The sequence below is a fragment of the Nocardia sp. NPDC051463 genome (genome assembly GCF_040681975.1).
Taxonomy (GTDB): Bacteria; Actinomycetota; Actinomycetes; order Mycobacteriales; family Mycobacteriaceae; genus Nocardia.
This window is the reverse complement of the sequence record NZ_JBFBAB010000001.1, coordinates 1,177,158-1,194,544: the sequence shown is the minus strand read 5'-3', so window position 1 is coordinate 1,194,544 and position 17,387 is coordinate 1,177,158. Positions and strand designations below refer to the sequence as shown.

17 protein-coding genes are annotated in these 17,387 nt (G+C 66.2%); 8 read left to right on the top strand and 9 right to left on the bottom strand.

Features of this window, described 5'->3' with window-relative positions:
• Positions 1 to 95: 95 nt before the first annotated feature.
• Complete coding sequence (locus tag AB0M74_RS05460; RefSeq protein WP_364901864.1) at positions 96 to 635, bottom strand: carboxymuconolactone decarboxylase family protein; 540 nt, start codon at positions 633 to 635, stop codon at positions 96 to 98.
• A gap of 53 nt (positions 636 to 688) precedes the next feature.
• Positions 689 to 1,276 carry a peroxiredoxin gene (locus tag AB0M74_RS05455; protein ID WP_364901862.1) on the bottom strand — a complete coding sequence of 196 codons (588 nt, stop codon included), beginning with the start codon at positions 1,274 to 1,276 and terminating at the stop codon, positions 689 to 691.
• A gap of 111 nt (positions 1,277 to 1,387) precedes the next feature.
• On the opposite strand from AB0M74_RS05455, the gene AB0M74_RS05450 reads away from it, so the two are divergent.
• The 5 genes from AB0M74_RS05450 (at position 1,388) to AB0M74_RS05430 (ending at position 4,561) form a co-directional block, all read left to right on the top strand.
• The gene (locus AB0M74_RS05450) at positions 1,388 to 2,344 is read left to right on the top strand and encodes a hydrogen peroxide-inducible genes activator (protein WP_364901860.1); all 957 of its coding nucleotides are present in this window, start codon (positions 1,388 to 1,390) and stop codon (positions 2,342 to 2,344) included.
• Positions 2,337 to 2,822: a gamma-glutamylcyclotransferase family protein gene (locus AB0M74_RS05445; RefSeq protein WP_364901858.1), complete on the top strand. Its 486-nt coding sequence runs from the start codon at positions 2,337 to 2,339 to the stop codon at positions 2,820 to 2,822. Before AB0M74_RS05450 ends, AB0M74_RS05445 begins: the two co-directional genes overlap by 8 nt.
• Before the next feature lie 189 nt (positions 2,823 to 3,011).
• Positions 3,012 to 3,536, top strand: coding sequence for a TetR family transcriptional regulator C-terminal domain-containing protein (locus AB0M74_RS05440; protein ID WP_364901856.1), 525 nt, complete (start codon positions 3,012 to 3,014; stop codon positions 3,534 to 3,536).
• Between the two features lie 87 nt (positions 3,537 to 3,623).
• Positions 3,624 to 4,364 carry an SDR family NAD(P)-dependent oxidoreductase gene (locus tag AB0M74_RS05435; RefSeq protein ID WP_364901854.1) on the top strand — a complete coding sequence of 247 codons (741 nt, stop codon included), beginning with the start codon at positions 3,624 to 3,626 and terminating at the stop codon, positions 4,362 to 4,364.
• Positions 4,364 to 4,561 carry a 4-oxalocrotonate tautomerase family protein gene (locus AB0M74_RS05430; RefSeq protein WP_364901852.1) on the top strand — a complete coding sequence of 66 codons (198 nt, stop codon included), beginning with the start codon at positions 4,364 to 4,366 and terminating at the stop codon, positions 4,559 to 4,561. The genes AB0M74_RS05435 and AB0M74_RS05430 overlap by 1 nt, the downstream gene beginning before the upstream one ends.
• 55 nt (positions 4,562 to 4,616) lie before the next feature.
• On the opposite strand, the gene AB0M74_RS05425 is transcribed toward AB0M74_RS05430, so the two are convergent.
• Positions 4,617 to 5,216, bottom strand: coding sequence for a TetR family transcriptional regulator (locus AB0M74_RS05425; RefSeq protein ID WP_364901850.1), 600 nt, complete (start codon positions 5,214 to 5,216; stop codon positions 4,617 to 4,619).
• An 18-nt stretch (positions 5,217 to 5,234) separates the two neighbouring features.
• Here AB0M74_RS05425 and AB0M74_RS05420 point away from each other — a divergent pair, with 18 nt between their 5' ends.
• Entirely contained in the window at positions 5,235 to 6,671 is a 1,437-nt protein-coding gene (locus AB0M74_RS05420) for an amidase (protein WP_364901848.1), read from the top strand.
• A 319-nt stretch (positions 6,672 to 6,990) separates the two neighbouring features.
• Here the strand turns inward: AB0M74_RS05420 and speD are convergent, their stop codons facing one another.
• From speD to AB0M74_RS05400, 4 genes are all read right to left on the bottom strand, one after another.
• On the bottom strand, positions 6,991 to 8,199 hold the full coding sequence (gene speD, locus AB0M74_RS05415; RefSeq protein WP_364901846.1) for an adenosylmethionine decarboxylase: 1,209 nt from the start codon (positions 8,197 to 8,199) through the stop codon (positions 6,991 to 6,993).
• Between the two features lie 8 nt (positions 8,200 to 8,207).
• Entirely contained in the window at positions 8,208 to 9,308 is a 1,101-nt protein-coding gene (locus AB0M74_RS05410; RefSeq protein ID WP_364901974.1) for a type III PLP-dependent enzyme, read from the bottom strand.
• A 126-nt stretch (positions 9,309 to 9,434) separates the two neighbouring features.
• On the bottom strand, positions 9,435 to 11,933 hold the full coding sequence (locus tag AB0M74_RS05405; protein ID WP_364901844.1) for a DUF3516 domain-containing protein: 2,499 nt from the start codon (positions 11,931 to 11,933) through the stop codon (positions 9,435 to 9,437).
• 61 nt (positions 11,934 to 11,994) lie between these two features.
• Complete coding sequence (locus tag AB0M74_RS05400; protein WP_364901842.1) at positions 11,995 to 12,942, bottom strand: PAC2 family protein; 948 nt, start codon at positions 12,940 to 12,942, stop codon at positions 11,995 to 11,997.
• A gap of 253 nt (positions 12,943 to 13,195) precedes the next feature.
• Here AB0M74_RS05400 and AB0M74_RS05395 point away from each other — a divergent pair, with 253 nt between their 5' ends.
• Together AB0M74_RS05395 and AB0M74_RS05390 are read left to right on the top strand one after the other, a co-directional pair.
• Positions 13,196 to 13,918, top strand: coding sequence for a sensor domain-containing protein (locus AB0M74_RS05395; RefSeq protein ID WP_364901840.1), 723 nt, complete (start codon positions 13,196 to 13,198; stop codon positions 13,916 to 13,918).
• 171 nt (positions 13,919 to 14,089) lie between these two features.
• Positions 14,090 to 15,292, top strand: a complete 1,203-nt coding sequence (locus AB0M74_RS05390) for a DUF4192 domain-containing protein (RefSeq protein ID WP_364901838.1) — start codon at positions 14,090 to 14,092, stop codon at positions 15,290 to 15,292.
• 180 nt (positions 15,293 to 15,472) lie between these two features.
• On the opposite strand, the gene galE is transcribed toward AB0M74_RS05390, so the two are convergent.
• Both galE and AB0M74_RS05380 read right to left on the bottom strand, forming a co-directional pair.
• The gene (galE, locus tag AB0M74_RS05385; RefSeq protein WP_364901836.1) at positions 15,473 to 16,453 is read right to left on the bottom strand and encodes a UDP-glucose 4-epimerase GalE; all 981 of its coding nucleotides are present in this window, start codon (positions 16,451 to 16,453) and stop codon (positions 15,473 to 15,475) included.
• 3 nt (positions 16,454 to 16,456) lie between these two features.
• The gene (locus tag AB0M74_RS05380; protein ID WP_328413207.1) at positions 16,457 to 17,143 is read right to left on the bottom strand and encodes an iron dependent repressor, metal binding and dimerization domain protein; all 687 of its coding nucleotides are present in this window, start codon (positions 17,141 to 17,143) and stop codon (positions 16,457 to 16,459) included.
• Between the last annotated feature and the right edge of the window lie 244 nt (positions 17,144 to 17,387).

The following is a 17,387-nucleotide window of genomic DNA, read 5'->3' as shown; positions in this document are numbered from 1 at the left end:
TTCGCCGACAGGCTAGCGACGGCGTCCGACAGTTCCCGGCCGTGCGAGCGAACGACGGCCCCGTCCTGGTGGACGGGGCCGTCGAGGTAGGAATGTCAGACCGTGGCTGCGGCCAGTGCCTCCGTGGACTGGACCGCCTGGCCGACACCGGCGACGATGGCGGCCACGCGCAGCGATTCGAAAATCACCTCGCGTCCGACGCCCGCCTCGCGCAGCACGTTCTCGTGCGCCTCCAGACAGTGTGCACATCCGTTGATCGAGGACACTGCGAACGACCACATTTCGAAATCGGCCTTGTCGACGCCCGGCGTGCCGATGATCTGCATGCGCAGGCCGGCCCGCAGGTCGTCGTAGCGACCGCCGAGAAACGCCTTGCCTCGGTAGAACACATTGTTCATGCCCATGATCGAGGCCGCGCCGAGTGCGGCGTTGTACGCCTCCGGCGACAGGGTGTCGGCGGCTTGCTCGGCGATCTCGCGCAGCGTGGTCGCCGACCGGGTTGCGGCCGCCGACGCGAGGAGTGTGCCCCACAGTTGCTGCTCGTTCAGCACGGTGGTGCGTGCGATGGACGACAGATTGAGCTTGAGGTCCTTGGCGTACTCGGGGAGGGAGTTCTTCAGGGTCTCGATGCTCATTCGGCGAATCCTCTACTCATGCTCGGTTTACGGTGTGCTGGGACGACTGGATCTCAGACGCTGGCCGCGAGCAACTCGCCCGCGTTGATGGTCGGGTCGCCCTTCTTCCAGTTGCAGGCGCACAGCTCGTCGGACTGCAGGGCGTCGAGCACCCGCAGCACCTCCTCGACGTTGCGGCCGACCGAACCCGCTGTCACCGAGACGAACTGGATCTCGTTGTTCGGGTCGATGATGAAGGTGGCGCGGTCCGCGACGCCATCGGCGTTGAGAACACCTGTGGCGGAGGCGAGTTCACGCTTGAGGTCCGAGAGCATCGGGAACGGGAGGGTCTTGAGGTCCTCGTGCTGGGCGCGCCACTGGAAGTGCACGAACTCGTTGTCGACCGAGGCGCCGAGCACCTGCGCGTCACGGTCTGCGAACTCCTCGTTGAGCTTGCCGAAGGCGGCAATCTCGGTGGGGCACACGAAGGTGAAGTCCTTCGGCCAGAAGAAGACGATCCGCCATTTGCCCGCGTGGTCGTCGGAGGTGATCTGGGTGAAGTAATCGTCAGGCTGCTGAGCGTCGACCTTCGACAGGTCACCGCCGATGACCGCGGTGAGGTTGTATGCCGGGAATTGGTCGCCGATGGTCAGCAGGGCCATGCTTTTCTCCTCGTCATGTTGGTTTGCTAGCACTGTGCGAAAAGCTCACTTGTGATCTTGCCCAAAGCCCGCTGAAAGGTAAACGTGATCAGTCGCACTACACTGATAGGCGTGACTGATCAGACTTATCAGCCGACCCTGTCGCAGCTGCGTGCGTTCGTCGCGATCGCGGAATATCGCCATTTCGGCACTGCGGCAACCAGGCTCAGTGTGAGCCAGCCCACGCTATCGCAGGCGCTCGCGGCGCTGGAACACGGCCTCGGGCTGCAACTGATCGAACGCAGCACGCGGCGCGTGCTCGTCACCGCCGCCGGTATGCGGCTGCTGCCGCAAGCGATCGCGACCCTCGAAGCGGCCGACCGATTCGTTGCTTCAGCGGCGGGCGACGGGCTCGGCGGCACACTGCGGCTCGGCATCATTCCGACAGTTGCCCCGTATGTGCTACCTGCGCTACTGCCCGAATTGCGTACGCGGGTACCCGCGTTGGCGCCCCAGGTGATCGAGGACCGGACAGCGCGACTGCTCGACGGCCTGCGTACCGGAGTGTTGGATGTCGCGCTGCTCGCGCTGCCGACGGAAATGTCCGGGGTCGTCGAGATACCGCTGTATACAGAGGAATTCGTGCTGGTCACCCCGCGCGGTCATGAGCTGGCCGGGCGCACCGACATCGCGCCCGCAGCCCTCGACGCGCTGCCGCTGCTGCTGCTGGACGAGGGGCACTGTTTGCGCGATCAGACGCTGGAATTGTGTCGCACCGCCGAGGTGCATCCCGCCGGTGTCGGCGACACGCGTGCGGCGTCGCTGGCGACTGTAGTGCAGTGTGTGGCAGGAGGTTTGGGTGTGACGCTGATTCCCGACATGGCGGTCGCCGCCGAAACAGCCCGCGGCACACTGGAAACCGCGCGCTTCGCGGCGCCCGCGCCGGGCCGTACCTTGGGGCTCGCCTTCCGGGCTTCGACAGCACGGTCCGAGGACTACGAGCAGTTGGCCGCGATCATTCGCGATATCGGTCCAGCAGTCGACGGCGCGACAGCGGGAGGTGGCGGTGGGGCGGTTCGAGATGCCTGACGCCGATGCGCTCGCGGTGGCACCGATCGGCAACAGTGCGGCAGATCCGCGGCGCCTCGGGTTTGCGCGCGGCGCGGACAAGGCGCTCTTCGCCTACGGGACATTGCAGTTTCCTGCGGTGTTGATCGAGCTGCTCGGCCGCTGTCCGAGCTCGGAGTTGGTCGAGGTATCCGGCTGGCGGGTGGCGGCGCTGCCGGGGCGCATGTATCCCGGACTGGTGGCGCGGCCTGCGTCCGTCGCTCGCGGCGTGCTGCTCACCGGACTTACTGCCGCTGTGTGGAAGGTGTTCGATGCCTTCGAGGATGCCGAGTATGAGCTGAGTCCGCTGGTGATCCCCGGGCACGCGCGAGTCCTGACCTACGTGTGGACAGCGGAGGTCGCGTCGGGGGACTGGGATCCCGACCGGTTCGCGCTCGATCATCTTGTCGAGTTCACCGCCGGGTGCGGGCGATGGCGTGCCGGTTTGTCCACGTTCTAGTCGGCCGTGCACGGCACTTCGGGGCCGATCGCACGGTGGGTGCTGCAGCGGCCACCGACGGGCACTCATATCGGGCCGAATCTCGGGTTGCAATTCGAAGACGACCGGTCGTATATTCATCGCATGGCGCGACCGCGACGGAGTGATGACACCCGGCAGCTTCTGGTTGAGGAAGGTGCCGCAGGGTTCTTGACCAATGGGTATCACGGCACCGGAATCAAGCAGGTGCTCGATGCGGTCGGTGTGCCCAAGGGGTCGTTCTACAACTATTTCGACAGCAAGGAAGCCTTCGGGCAGGCGATCATCGACCATCATTCGCTGTGTGTGCAGCGAAACCTGTCCGAGGCGCTCGGTGCTGCACCGGATCCGATGTCGGGGCTGCGAGCCTTCTTCGGGCGGCTGATGGCGGATTTCGTCGAGGCCGAGTACACGGGCGGGTGCCTGATCGCGAACCTCGGTGGTGAGCTGGAGGGGAGTGATGTACTGCGCGAAGCGCTTGCCGGCGCATGGCATTCGTGGCGAGACGGGGTGGCGGAGGCGCTGCGCCGGGCGCAGCAATCGGGTGCCGTTCGCGCCGATATCGACGCGGTGGATCTCGCGGACATGCTGTTGGAGTCCTGGGAGGGGGCGGTGATCCGGATGAAGATCAACCGCTCGCTCGAGCCGCTGCAGAAGTGTTTGCGCCGACTGCTGGACGACTACTTCCGGCCATAGCTCGTCCCCATTGCGTGCTGCTCATTTCCGCACCTCCATTACAAGACGACCGGTCGTATCAAAGGTTCACGAGAAAGCGAGAATGAAATGTCCACATCGAAAACGGTCATCGTGACCGGATCCTCCAGTGGGATCGGGCGCGATGTTGCACGGGCCTTCGTGGCGCGGGGCGACAATGTCGTGCTCAACGGGCGTGACGCGCACAAGCTCGCGGCAGTGGCCGACGAGCTGGCTGCGGTGGAACAGGTCGCGGTGTTCGCAGGCGATATCGGTTCTCCCGCTACAGGAACCGAGCTGGTGCGGGTCGCTGTCGAGCGGTTCGGCCGGGTCGACGTGTTGGTGAACAACGCGGGGATCTTCGGGGCCAAGCCGTTCGTCGACGTCACTGAGGCAGACCTCGACAGCTACCTGAACGGGAACCTGAAAGGCACCTACTTCACCACCCAGGCCGTGGTCCGACAGCTGCGAGCGCAGCGCAACGGCGGCAGCGTCGTCAATATCGGCACCGTGCTGATCAATCACGCGCTGGCCGGGCTGCCCGCCTCCGCGGCGCTGGTCAGCAAGGGTGGCGTCCATGCGCTGACCACCAGCCTCGCCGCCGAGCTCGCGGCCGACGGAATCCGGGTGAATGCTGTTGCGCCAGGGATTATTCGCACCCCGTTGTTCGGAGACGGCGACGAAAGCTCCTCGGGCAGGCTGGCTTTGCTGAATCGGATCGGTGAGGTGAGTGAAACCACCGCAGCCGTGCTGTATCTCGCGGATGCCGCGTTCACAACCGGTCATATATTCCCCGTCGACGGTGGGTTCATCTCGGGAAGGGCTGCGTAGTGCCATACGTCAATATCAAAGTCACCAACGAGGGCGTGACGCGGGAGCAGAAGTCACAGTTGATCAAAGGAGTCACCGATCTGCTGCGGGATGTGCTCGGCAAGGATCCCGCGACGACGTTTGTCGTGATCGATGAGGTCGAGCTGACCGATTGGGGCATCGGTGGTATGTCCGTAGAGCAGTATCGAGCGCAGTAGGCTCGCGTCGATGTTCGGGCGCCCACGCCGGGCGCCCGAACGTGTCTCGCCGGGGCTACTTCTTACCTCGGGAGTCCGCCAGAGCGGCCCATGAGCTGATGAGTAGCTCGCTTGCCGCCGCGACGACGTCGTCCGGAATCCCTTCGGGTGTCAGCAATTTCTGGATGAGCAGACCGTCTTCCAGTGCGTGCATGATCAGCGCAAGGAAAGCCGGATCAGCCGGCGGCCGTGGTAGCTCGTCGGCGACGCCCGCGGTGATGGCGGCACGGGCGAGTAGTTCACGCTCGGCCAGGCGTGGCCGCAGGTCAGGGTTGCGCAGGATGTGCAGTATGAGCTCGAGGCGCAGTGCCAGCCAGTCGGTGAGATGCTCGGCGCGATCGCGGTTGAACTGCCGCAGCGGCTCGCGGGTGGTGTGGTCGAGCCGGCTGACCTCGTCGATTTCGCGCTGCGTTCGCTGGACGAGCAGTTCGACGATCAATTCGTGCTTGTCGGTGAAGTTGCCGTAGACCGCGCCCCTGCTGTATCCGGCGCGTTCGGCGATCTGTTCCACCGAGGTGCCGTTGACTCCCCGCTCGACGAACAGTTCGGCGGCCGCGGCGAGCAGTCGGTCGCGGGTCTGTTGTCGGCTCTGCGCGCGGGTGAGTCGCTCCTTCATATCCAATAGTGTATCTGGATGCAGATATGTATCTTCCTGGGCGTGGAGATATGTGGAGCGAACGCGAAACAGATCGCGGCAGCGGTATCGGCCGGAGTGGTCAGTGCGGTCGAGGTGATGACCGCTCACCTGGCGCGCATCGAGACAGTCGACCCAGTGGTGAACGCGGTGACGAATGTGCTGGCCGACAGCGCCTTGACAGCCGCCGAGCAGGTCGACCGACGGCTGGCCGCCGGTGCGTGGGTGGGTCCGCTGGCCGGGGTTCCTTTCACTGTGAAGGAGAACATTCACGTCGCGGGATCGGCGACGACGATGGGGGTGCCGCGGCTACGTCACCTGGTGGCTTCGGAGGATGCGCCACCGGTTCGGCGGCTGCGGGCCGCCGGGGCGATACCCATCGGCCGAACCAACCTGCCGGACTTGACGATCGCGGGGATGCACACGACGAGCACGCTCTACGGCGACACCCGCAACCCATGGGACCCGGCAGGCCGTAGCCCGGGCGGCAGCAGCGGTGGCGATGGTGTCGCGGTGGCCACCGGAATGACGCCGTTGGGTCTCGGCAACGATTCCGGTGGTTCACTGCGCATTCCGGCGATGTTCAACGGCGTGGCCGCGCTCAAACCGAGCTACGGCCGGTTCGCGGCGGATCACCGTATCGGTGGGCAGGAGCCGACGCTGGCCTCACAGGTGCTGCCCGTCGATGGGCCGATGGCGCGGTCGGTGGCAGATCTTCGGCTGGTGTACGAGGTGTTGGCGGGAGCCGACCCGCAGGACCCGCGGGCGGTGCCCGTGCCCGTGGACGGCGCGGCGCTCGCTGGACCGGTTCGGATCGGCCTGGTTGTCGATCCGGGCGGCCACGGCGTGCACCCACACGTCCGAGCTGCCGTGCAGACCGCGGCGGCTGTCTTGCGGAAGGCCGGATACCTGGTCGAGGAGGTGGAAACGCCCGCGCTGGCCGAAGCGTTGGAGGTCTACGCGGGCCTGATCAGCACCGAGTTCTCCCTGGTGTGGTCGAATATTCGACCGTTGTTGAGTGTGACAGGCCGACGGCACCTGGAGCTGATCATGCAGCGGCGACCACCGTTGGACCTGGCCGGATACGTCCAGTTGACCGCTGCCCGGCTGGGGGTTCAGCGACAGTGGGCGAGCTTCTTCACACGCTATTCATTGCTCTTGGGGCCGGTGTCGACCGAGCTGCCACCGGCACCACTGGTCCCGGCCGACGCGCAGGAGCATGAGCGCATGATGGAGCCGGTGCGGTTGTGCGCGGCGAGCTCTCTGGTGGGGGTCCCCGCCGTGGCAGTTCCTGTCGGTGTGACCGATGGATTGCCGCAGGGCGTGCAGCTCATCGGCGGAATGTACCGCGAGGACCTATGCCTCACCGCGGCCGCTGTCATCGAGAACGAGCTGGGGGTTGTGACGCCCGTTGACCCCATCGGCACCCGGCGGTAGCAGCCGGCCGAAGCGAGTTGACCTGCACCGCAATACATTCGGCCGCGCGCGGTGCATGCCAGGCGCGCGACACGAAAATGGTATGTCGAGGGAGCTACCCTCCGGATTCAGAAGAACGGCCGAGTCTTCTGGCCCACCGGTGAGGAGTCGAACCCGCTCGTGGAGCCGACGCAGGGCCCGGAGTCCGAACCTGCCGTGCCGGTGGCGACGGTATCCAGGGCGAACCTGTCAGGGCAGCGGCCCTAGTGACCGACCTGCCCGAACGCACCGGCACCCGCGGTGAATTCGCAGGGAGCCGGTGCGTCTCGGTTTTCGAGGACTACTGCTGCACGCGCAGTGCGTGCGGCTCGATGGCACCGCGCACCAGGGCGCGATCGTCGATTGTCTCCGGACGGTAGGGCAGCGTGACCAGCCGGTCGGTCATGGCCTGCACCGGGTCGGCGATCGGCTCGACGAGTCCGAACAGGAACGACCACTCGTGCTCGTCACTGCCGTAGTGCACGACCGTGCCGAACTGCTCGTGGAAGCGCTGCCAGGACCGCTTGAGGGTTTCGTTGCGCCACATGGTCGCGCAACCGGCCTGCGCACACAGCACACCACCGGGTGCGAGCAGGGCTCGACATCGCTGCAGGAATTCCGCCTCGTACAGGCGGTTGTGCTGCGCGTCCTCGACGCGCTCGTCGGGCAGGTCGATCACGATGACGTCGTAGCGGGTGCCTGCCTCGGCCGCATCGGCGAGGAAGTCCCAGCCGTCGGCATAGTGCACCGTGACCGGGCCCTCGCCCGCGACCGCCGCGGTCAGCTCCGTGGTCGTGTAGCCGTAGGGCAGGTGCTGGGCGCACAGCTCGACCTCGAGTCGATCGATATCGACGTGGTCGACGTGGGTCGCACCCGCCGCCACCGACATCTGGCTTGCCACGCCCTCACCGGAACCGATGATGAGCACGTTTTCCAGCTTCTCGGCCAGCACGAAGGCAGGAACCATCATTGCCTCGTGGTAGGTGAGCTGCGAGAACTCGGTGGACTGCCGATCGTTGTCTGAGAACAGGCTGATGCCCTGCTCGGTCTTCGCGATCAGCATGTGCTGGAAGGGCGTGTGGGTGTCGACAATGACGTCCGAGACATCCCAGATGCGGGTCAGGCCGTCGCCGACCGGCTCCTCGACCCGATGCCCGGCTCGGCCGCGCCGGATGGTCGACATGCGAACTTCCTTGGGCGACAACTCATCCCGCAGCAGCTCCACGGCTTTCGAGGCGCCCTCACCGATGCTCCCACAGGTGAAGACGTCGACGAAGATGTCACCCGACTCCGGGTAGGTGTGGATGGAGGCATGTGATTCCGACAGCAGCGCAAGCACAGTGACACCCTGCGGCTCGAATTTCTTGTGCACGACATCGCAGATCGTGACTCCCGCGGCGATCAACGATTTTCGCAACGCCGCTTCGAGTCGTTCGAGGTCATCGCAGAGGGTCGCGTCGACACCACCGAACTCGGCCAGCACGTGCCAGCCGGTGAATTCCGCCGTCATGGGGCAACTCACTCTCGCTCAGCGCCCGAGACATGAACGGTCAAGGGCGGAAAACCATTGAAGGACACCGACGAATAGCTCGCGGTATAGGCGCCGGTGTCGAGGATCTGAATGCGATCACCGGCTCGCAACGTGGTCGGAAGGAGGACTCGCGTGCGTTGATACAGTACATCGTCGCCGTCGCAGGTCGGACCGGCCACCACCGCCTCGCTTACGGGATCACCGTCACGTTCGGTGACGAAGCGGTAGGCGATGTACTCGTTCTCTGTCTCGGCCATCCCGTTGTAGCGGCCGATGTCGAGATACACCCAGCGCCGTCCATCCGGCGCGATGCGCACGCCGACCACCTCGGCGTGAATAGTGCCCGCTGACCCCACGAGCGCACGGCCGGGCTCGATGACGAGGCCGGCGGTCTCGGGCAGGAATTCAACGGTCGCGGCCGCAACAACGGCCGCGATGTCGTCGAGCGCAGGCGCCGCCTCGACGTAGGAAATGGGCAAACCGCCGCCGATGTTCACCGACTCGACCCGAATGCCTTTATCCGCCAATGCCGCAGCGATATTTCCGGCCTGCTCGATGCCGATCCGCCAGGCCTCGGGGTCCAGCTGTTGGGAACCGACGTGGAAGTACGGTCCGGCCACGATCAGCCCGAGATCGCGGGCGCGCACCAGCAGGCGTAACGCCTCGGCGGGGCTGCAGCCGAATTTCGTGCCGAACGGCGTCTTGGATTCGGGGGCCGCGGACAGGAAGCGGCATTCGACCGCGGAGCCCGGGGCGTGTGCGGCGATACGCAGCAGGTCGTCCTCGGTGTCGAAGGCGTAGCGGCGCACACCTGCGGCATCGGCAGCCGCGATGTGGGCGGCCTTTTTGATCGGGTTCCCGTAGCACATCCGTGCCGGGTCGACGCCCGCACGCAGGCATAGTTCGATCTCGCCGACGCTGGCGACGTCGAACTCCGCACCCTCCTGCGCCAGCAGCCCGATGAGCTCCGGAACCGGACTTGCCTTGACCGCGAACCGAATTCGCGCGCTGGGTAGCGCGGTGTGGAGTGCGCGGAAGTTATCGCGCACCCGCTCGGGGTCGATGACCAAGAAGGGTGATTCGGGCAGGTTTGAACTGGTCAATCTAAGGGAACTCTCCATGGTTTGGGCTGTTGCCTTCATTCAGGCACCGCGCGAGAGAGTATCAGCGCAATGGCCCCGATAACGAACTCGTTGGCGACACCTTGACCATGATCACCCCGCGGACACCGTGACCTCGTCGAATACGACCTCACCTGCGGCATCGGACTCGGCCAGATCGACGATCGCTTCCAAGGCCCAGCCGTGGTCGTTTGCGGGGTCGTCGAGCACTTGGCGTACGTGCCAGAACTCGGGGCGTTGTTCCACCTGGAACAGTCGCGGACCGCGCGCGTCGGGACCGGTGCCGATGCGGTCGTATTCGGCGAAATACGGGGCCAGGTCGGCTTCCCAGTCCGGGCCGTTGCCCATCTCGCCGAGCAGATCCCAGCGGCGCAGGGCGGCCAGCTCGACGCGGCGGAACATGGCGTTGCGGATCATCACCCGGAAGGCGCGTTCATTGGCGGAGATCGGGCGAACCGTCTCGGCGCCGAAGGCGAGCTGGTCGGCGTCGGTCTCCGCGCCCGGGTTGGTGAGCTGCTCCCATTCGTCGAGCAGGCTCGAGTCCACCTGACGCACGAGTTCGCCGAGCCATTCGGTGATGTCGTCGAGGTCCTCGGTCCGGGCCGATTCCGGCACGGTGCGGCGCAATGCGCGGTAGGCGTCGGCCAGGTAGCGCAGCACGACACCCTCGGAGCGGGCCAGCTCGTAGTGTGAGATCAGCTCGGCGAAGGTCATCGAACGTTCGATCATGTCGCGCACCACCGACTTCGGCGACGGCGCGAACTCCGACATCCACGGATGCCCGCCGCGGTAGGTTTCGAAGGCCGGATCGATCAGCTCGGCAAGCGGTTTGGGCCAGGTGACCTCTTCGAGCAGTTCCATGCGCTCGTCGTATTCGATGCCGTCGGCCTTCATCTCGGCGATCGCCTCGCCACGGGCCTTGTGCTGTTGGGCCATCAGTAGCTGGCGCGGATCCTCCAGTGTCGACTCGATGAGTGAGACGACCTCGAGGGTGTAGACGGGAGATTCCTTGTCCAGCAGCTCCAGTGCCGCCAGTGCGAACGGCGACAGTGGTTGGTCGAGGGCGAAGTCACGTTGCAGGTCCACGGTGAGCCTGGCTCTGCGGCCTTGTGCATCCGGCTCCGGAAGCTGTTGCACCACACCGGCATCGCGCAGTGCCCGATAGAGGCGGATGGCGCGCAGGATATGGCGGCGCTGTGCGGGGCGCGGCTCGTGATTGTCTTCGAGCAGGTGACGCATCGCCTCGAAGCAGTTGCCCGGTCGGGCAATCACGTTGAGCAGCATGGAGTTGGTGACCGCGAAGCGCGACACCATCGGCTCCGGGGCCGCGGCGACCAGGCGGTCGAAGGTCTCTTCGCTCCAGGACACGAAGCCCTCCGGCGGTTTGCGCCGCACCACCTTGCGTTGCTTTTTCGGATCGTCACCTGCCTTGGCGATCAGCCTGGTGTTCTCCACCTCGTGGTCGGGCGCTTGCACGACGACCGTGCCCAGCGTGTCGAATCCCGCGCGGCCCGCGCGACCGGCGATCTGATGGAATTCGCGGGCTTTGAGTCTGCGGGTGCGCACGCCGTCGTATTTGGTCAAGCCGGTGAGCAGCACCGTACGGATCGGCACATTGATGCCGACGCCGAGGGTGTCGGTGCCGCACACCACCTTCAGCAGTCCGTCCTGGGCCAGGCGTTCCACCAGGCGGCGGTACTTGGGCAGCATGCCCGCGTGGTGCACGCCGATGCCGTGGCGGATCAGTCGTGACAGCGTCTTGCCGAAGCCCGAGGAGAAGCGGAAATCGCCCAACGCGGTAGCGATGGCGTCCTTTTCGGCGCGGGTGGCGAAGTTCACGCTCGTCAGTGCTTGGGCGCGTTCGAGCGCGGCGGCCTGGGTGAAGTGCACGACATAGACGGGGGACTGGTTGGTAGTGACGAGGTCTTCGAGCGTCTCGGTGATGGGCGTGCGCGCATACGAATAACTCAGCGGCACCGGGCGTTCGGTGCCCGCGACCACGGCGGTCGGATTGCCGGTGCGACGCTCCAGGTCGGTGGCGAAGAAGTCGACCTCCCCCAGGGTGGCCGACATGAGCAGGAATTGGGCGCGCGGCAGCTCCAGCAGCGGCACCTGCCAGGCCCAGCCGCGATCGGGGTCGGCGTAGAAATGGAACTCGTCCATCACCACTTGGCCGACATCGGCGGCCGCGCCTTCGCGCAACGCCATGTTGGCCAGGATCTCGGCGGTCGCGCAGATGATCGGCGCTTGCGGGTTCACCGCGGCGTCGCCGGTCACCATGCCGACCTTGTCGGCGCCGAACACCTCACACAGTGCGAAGAATTTCTCGCTGACCAGGGCTTTGATCGGGGCGGTGTAGTAGGTGCGCTGACCTCTTGTCAGTGCGAACATGTGTGCGCCGACGGCGACCAGTGATTTGCCGGAGCCGGTCGGGGTGGCCAAAATGACGTTCGATCCGGACGCCAGCTCGAGCAGCGCTTCGTCCTGTGCGGGATACAACGGCGTGCCCTGCTCGGCCGCCCAGGCCCCGAACGACTCGTACAGTGCGTCGGCGTCGGTTCCCGGTATCTCGAGCAGTTCGGTCAGATCCACTCCGACCACCCTACGGGCTACCTTCGGGTGGCCGACCGCCCGGTGATCGGCGCTGAATCCCTTACTTGGTCTCGTCGCCCTCGGCGTTGCCGTCGTAGCCGCCTTGTTCGGCCAGGAAGCGCTCGAACTCCGCGCCGAGCTCGTCGCCACTGGGCAATTCACCGTCGCCGACGAGCAGGCTCGACTGGCGTTCCTGTGCGGTCACGAAGCTGTCGTACTGGCGCTCCAGCGCGTGCACGACCGTCTCCACCTCGGAGTTGCCTGCGATGTGCTCGTTGACCTGTTCGCGCACCCGGGCGGCGGCCTCGCCGAGCGCGGCCAGCGGAATCTCCAGGCCCGCATTGCCCGCGACGTTCTCCAACAGCGTCTGCGCGGCCTCCGGGTAGGCGGTCTGTGCGAGGTAGTGCGGCACATGCACCGAGAAGCCGACGGATTCGTGCCCATGCTGCGCCATTCGATATTCCAGTAGCGAGGACGCGCTTCCCGGCACCTGCAACTCGCCCGGCCAGCGCTGATGCTCGCCGATGAGGTCGCTGTCGGAGGAATGCGCGGTGATGCCGAGCGGGCGGGTGTGCGGGATCGCCATCGGAATCGCGCTCAGCCCGATGCAGCGTCGCACGCCGAGCTGTTCGGCGAGCAGCCGCACGGCGGTGGTGAACTTCTCCCAGCGTAGGTCCGGCTCCAGGCCCGAAAGCAGCAGGAACGGCGTGCCCGCGGTGTCGCGCAGTGCCCACAGGTTGAGCTCGGGCTCGGCGTAATCGGAGAAGTGATCGGTTTTGAACGTCATGAGCGGGCGCCGCGAGCGGTAGTCCAACAGCTCGTCCACATCGAACGAGGCGACCAGTTCGCTTTCGAGGCTCTCGCGCAGGTGCGTAGTCGCCAGCCGCACCGCGTGCCCGGCATCGGTGAAGCCTTCCAGTCCGTGCACCAGTACCGGACCCGAGCCATCGTCGGATGACAGCTGCGGAGCGGGGAACTCCAACTCGTACATTCGCGACTCGTGGTCCATCGCGTACTCCTTCCTGCGCGGTCCACCGATGCGAGCCGCAAGCTATCCGAAGAACTTCCAGGTCTTCGGCGTGTTGCCGTCTCGCAGCGGGCGAACCACTGTCCATTGTCCCCCATGGCGCAGACGGTCGCGCTCACGGCCGGACACCGACCCATATCAACAGCCAACCGCCGTGTTACCCGCCGCATTCCCGCGTCGGCCGCGCACGGCGTGGCATCGCGGTCGGGCACCGGGAATTTGGCACAGTGGTCGGGTGACTGTGCCCGATTCGATGCGCAGGGGGCAACTCGAATTCGCGATGTCGGGCTGGCTGCCTGTCGTTGCGGGTGTGCTGCTGCTTGTCGGCTGTGCATCGACGGTGACCGGTCACCCGGTCGTGACCACACCGACCGATGTACAGCGCCACATCGGCGCCCAACTTTCGGCGCTGTTACCGGATCCCGCGCAGTTTCCGGCCCGGTATCCGGCGGTCGTGCTGCCGCCGGAGGCAGCTACACAGGCCGCAGGTGATCTCACCGGCATCGGGCGGGGTTCGACCGTGCGGCCCGAGGGCTGCCTGCCGCCCGTGCAACGGTCCGGCCCGGATCGGACGGCCATCGCGGTCGGCACCGACAACGACAGCCGCGCCACCCTCACCGTCGAGCTGACCAGGAACGATCTGCCGTTGTCTGCGCTGCGCAACCAGCTGAAGAGGTGCGAAACGATGCAGGTCGCCCGAGCAGGCGCCACCACGACCGTCACCACCCGACTGGAGCCACCGCCGCCGATCGACGCCGATGACGCGCTGGCGTTGCGACGCACCGTGGCGCCGGAGGTCGGCGAAGCCGGGCTGACCCAATCCATGCAGACGTTGACTGGTCAGGTCGGTGACGTGCGGATTGCGGTGACGTATATGTCCTTCAGTGACGCAAAACCGGACACGGCCGCGTTGGACAAGTTGTTCACGACGGCGGTGCAGCGGGTCAAGCAGGCATAGGCAGGGGCCACAGCATGACCGGCGACGGACAGTAGCAGGCGGCACCGACAAGGTCGGCAACTGTCCCGGCGCCAAGGCATATTCGCCCCCAGGACAAGAGTTTTCCCCAGGGCGGTGTAAAACCCTGGTCGGCCTCTGGGGCATGGGTACAGGCGAGCGCACGCTCGATGCATGACCACTCCCGTTAACCCTGCCGCAGCCGAGGATTTCGGCGATCGCCTGCGCCGCACCCTCACTTGCGCCGAGCAACCTCCGCGGTTCGAGCCTGCGGCGCCGATACAGCTACGCATCGACGATCCGGGTGAATTGATAGCGGCGCTGCCCGCGATGGTCGGATTCGTGCCCGAGCGCTCGCTCGTCGTCACGGTGCTGCGCGCCGCTCCTGAGCACGTCGACATCCCGATCATCGACGCGGTGGTCCGGTTCGATCTGGAACAGGGCGACCGCGGCCGATGCGGGGCGGCGGCGGTGTTCGCGGAGCAGGTCGGACGGATCTGCCACGGCGAGAACGCGAGTGAGGTGCTGGCGGTGATCGTCGACGACCGCGATCGTGCACCGGCACGACAGCATTCCGACGCTCGCCGCGTCACCCGTACCGGGTCGCACCGCGCACTGATCGCCACCTTCGCCCGGCGGCTCGTCGACGATCACGGCGTCATCCTCGGGGGCGCCTGGGCCGTCCGCGCGATAGCCAAGGATGAGCGATGGTGGAGCCTGCCGGACGCGGAACGGCATGGGGCGCTGCCAGATCCGGCTACCTCGATGGTGACGGTGGCACATGTCCTCGACGGCAGGCCCATCCACCGCACCCGCTCGGAGCTGACCGCCATCGTGGCCGCCGACGGGGCACTGCGCTCACAGGTCGCGGCCCAGCTCGAGGATGCGGTCGCCACCGCCCGCGAGCGGTATGCGAGGGCGGTCCGGCGCGGCGATCCGGACGGCTATCACCGCCGCATGCTCGAGCATGTGCTGTGGCAGATCGCCAATACCGAATTCGGTACCAGGCTCACGGCACGAGAACTGGCGGAGCTGGCTGCTGCACTGCGTGATCGAGTGGTCCGTGATGCGCTGTTCGCACTGGCGGTCGGGGACCACGCCGCTTCGGCGGAGCGGCTGTGGGCCGAGCTGGTCCGAGTGCTGTCGGACTCCGATCGCGCCGATGCCGCCGCGTTGCTCGGTTACAGCGCCTATGTCCGCGGTGACGGCCCGCTGGCGGGCATCGCCTTCCACGCGGCGCTGGAGGCCGACCCGTCACACCCGATGGCGATGCTGTTGGAAACTGCGCTGCATGCAGGTATGCGGCCGGATCAGCTGCGCAGACTGGCTCGCTCAGGTCTGGAGACCGCAGCCGATCTCGGCATCGAGTTGTGCTGAATGGTCGAGGCGGGGCCACCGCGGCTGCCGGCACGTCGCGTAGACGGCCTGGCCGCGCTGTGCTCCGGCCGTGGAATGGTGTACGCCAGGTCCGCGAGCGGTCGGCGGGACAGCAGGTCGATCGTTGCGCACGCGGCCCCGGATGAGCCGAGTCGGTTGGTCTGCTTCCCCGGTGCTCGCCTAGGGTGCCGAGTGGGCGCGGGAACCCAAGGCGCGCAGGAACTCCCATGCGTCGGCGACGATCTCGTCGAGATCGTTGTGCTTCGGGAGCCAGCCCAGTTCGGCGACCGCGCGATCACTGGAGGCGATCAGGGTCGCGGGATCGCCCGCGCGGCGCGGGGCATCCTGTGCGGCGATCGGGAGGCCGGTGACACGTTCGCAGGCCGAAATCACCTCGCGGACCGAGAATCCGGTGCCGCTGCCGAGATTGAACACCCGGTGCGTGCCCGATTCGGCGGTTTCCAACGCCAACAGATGGGCTTGGGCGAGGTCGCGGATATGGATGTAGTCGCGGACCGCCGTGCCGTCGGGGGTGGGCCAGTCGGTGCCGAAGACCGAGATCGCGGTGCGGTGCCCGAGGGCGACCTGCAATACGAGGGGGATGAGATGAGTTTCCACTACCCGGTTTTCGCCGAGACCGCCGTAAGCGCCCGCGACGTTGAAGTAGCGCAGGCTGGTCGCGGCCAGTCCGTGCGCGTTCGAGTAGGAGGTGATGGCGTGATCGACGGCAAGCTTCGACGCGCCGTACGGGTTGGTCGGGCGGGTCGGCGCATCCTCGGTGATCGGCACCTGTTCGGGCTCGCCATAGACGGCCGCGGTCGAGGAGAACACCAGCCTCGGCGTGCCGGTATTGCGCATCGCCTCCAGCAGTTCCAGTGTCTTCACCACGTTGCCATGCCAGTACTTCTCCGGCTGCTGCACAGACTCGCCGACCAGCGATTGCGCGGCGAAATGCAGGACGCCGTCGAAGGTTTCGGCAGTGAGAAGCGCGGGTGCGGCTACGGCGACATCACCCTCGACGAAGCGGGCGTTGGTCGGGATGCCGTCGGCATTGCCAGTCGACAGGTCGTCGACCACCACGACCTCGTGACCTTCTTCGAGCAGGACCTGTGCGCACACCCCGCCGACATAGCCTGCCCCGCCGGTGACCAGAAGTTTCATGTGTCAGACCAGCTTCACCTGGACGGCGTGGGCCATTTCGTCCGAGAGCTCGAAACCTTCGTGGCCCGGCACGGTGATGACGACCGAACCCGGCTTGGTCTCGACCGTCACACGTGCGTCGGGCACCACGCCCGCCTCGCGCAGCTGGCCGATGACCTCGGGGTCGGTCTGGATGTGCTCGGCGAGCCTGCGCACCACGACCGCGTGGACCTGCCCGTGCGGCAGATCCGACAGTCGCACCAGGGTCTCCTCGGAGCCGGTGGGCGGAATGATGCCCAGCTCGTCGAGGCCGGGGATGGGGTTGCCATAGGGGGAGGTGGTCGGATGGTTGAGCACCTCGACCAGTCGCCGCTCGACATCCTCGCTCATAACGTGTTCCCAGCGGCACGCCTCGGCGTGCACGTTCTGCCAGTCCAGGCCGATGATGTCGACCAGCAGGCGTTCGGCGAGGCGATGCTTGCGCATCACCGCGACAGCCATGCTGCGTCCCTTGTCGGTCAGCTCGAGATGACGGTCACCGGCGACCAACAGCAGACCGTCGCGCTCCATACGAGCGACTGTTTGGCTCACCGTCGGACCACTCTGCTCGAGGCGCTCGGCGATCCGGGCGCGCAGGGGCACCACGCCCTCCTCCTCGAGGTCGTAGATGGTACGGAGGTACATCTCCGTGGTGTCGACCAGATCCTTCACCTGTATAACCCCTTCGTCGGCACGAATTCTACCCACGCACAGCGGTACCACCGTGCGCCGGACCGTCTCGCGCTCCGGTGTCACGATCCAATGCACTGTGCTGCGGGAATCCTGTCGGCGCACGGCGGTGTCGCCGTGTTCGCACTTGCCTGTAGTTCTACTGCATACGAACAACCTGTGGGGTTGTTAGCTTCCCGATGGAGCGTGTCGACAACTCGATCGACACCTGCGCTTCTATACCTGC

What these genes read in the sequence shown, in the direction of transcription:
- AB0M74_RS05460 (WP_364901864.1), bottom strand. Translation starts at nt 635, where the DNA reads ATGAGCATCGAGACCCTGAAGAACTCCCTCCCCGAGTACGCCAAGGAC.
- AB0M74_RS05455 (WP_364901862.1), bottom strand. Translation starts at nt 1,276, where the DNA reads ATGGCCCTGCTGACCATCGGCGACCAATTCCCGGCATACAACCTCACC.
- AB0M74_RS05445 (WP_364901858.1), top strand. Translation starts at nt 2,337, where the DNA reads ATGCCTGACGCCGATGCGCTCGCGGTGGCACCGATCGGCAACAGTGCG.
- AB0M74_RS05435 (WP_364901854.1), top strand. Translation starts at nt 3,624, where the DNA reads ATGTCCACATCGAAAACGGTCATCGTGACCGGATCCTCCAGTGGGATC.
- AB0M74_RS05425 (WP_364901850.1), bottom strand. Translation starts at nt 5,216, where the DNA reads ATGAAGGAGCGACTCACCCGCGCGCAGAGCCGACAACAGACCCGCGAC.
- AB0M74_RS05420 (WP_364901848.1), top strand. Translation starts at nt 5,235, where the DNA reads ATGCAGATATGTATCTTCCTGGGCGTGGAGATATGTGGAGCGAACGCG.
- speD (WP_364901846.1), bottom strand. Translation starts at nt 8,199, where the DNA reads ATGACGGCGGAATTCACCGGCTGGCACGTGCTGGCCGAGTTCGGTGGT.
- AB0M74_RS05400 (WP_364901842.1), bottom strand. Translation starts at nt 12,942, where the DNA reads ATGGACCACGAGTCGCGAATGTACGAGTTGGAGTTCCCCGCTCCGCAG.
- AB0M74_RS05390 (WP_364901838.1), top strand. Translation starts at nt 14,090, where the DNA reads ATGACCACTCCCGTTAACCCTGCCGCAGCCGAGGATTTCGGCGATCGC.
- galE (WP_364901836.1), bottom strand. Translation starts at nt 16,453, where the DNA reads ATGAAACTTCTGGTCACCGGCGGGGCAGGCTATGTCGGCGGGGTGTGC.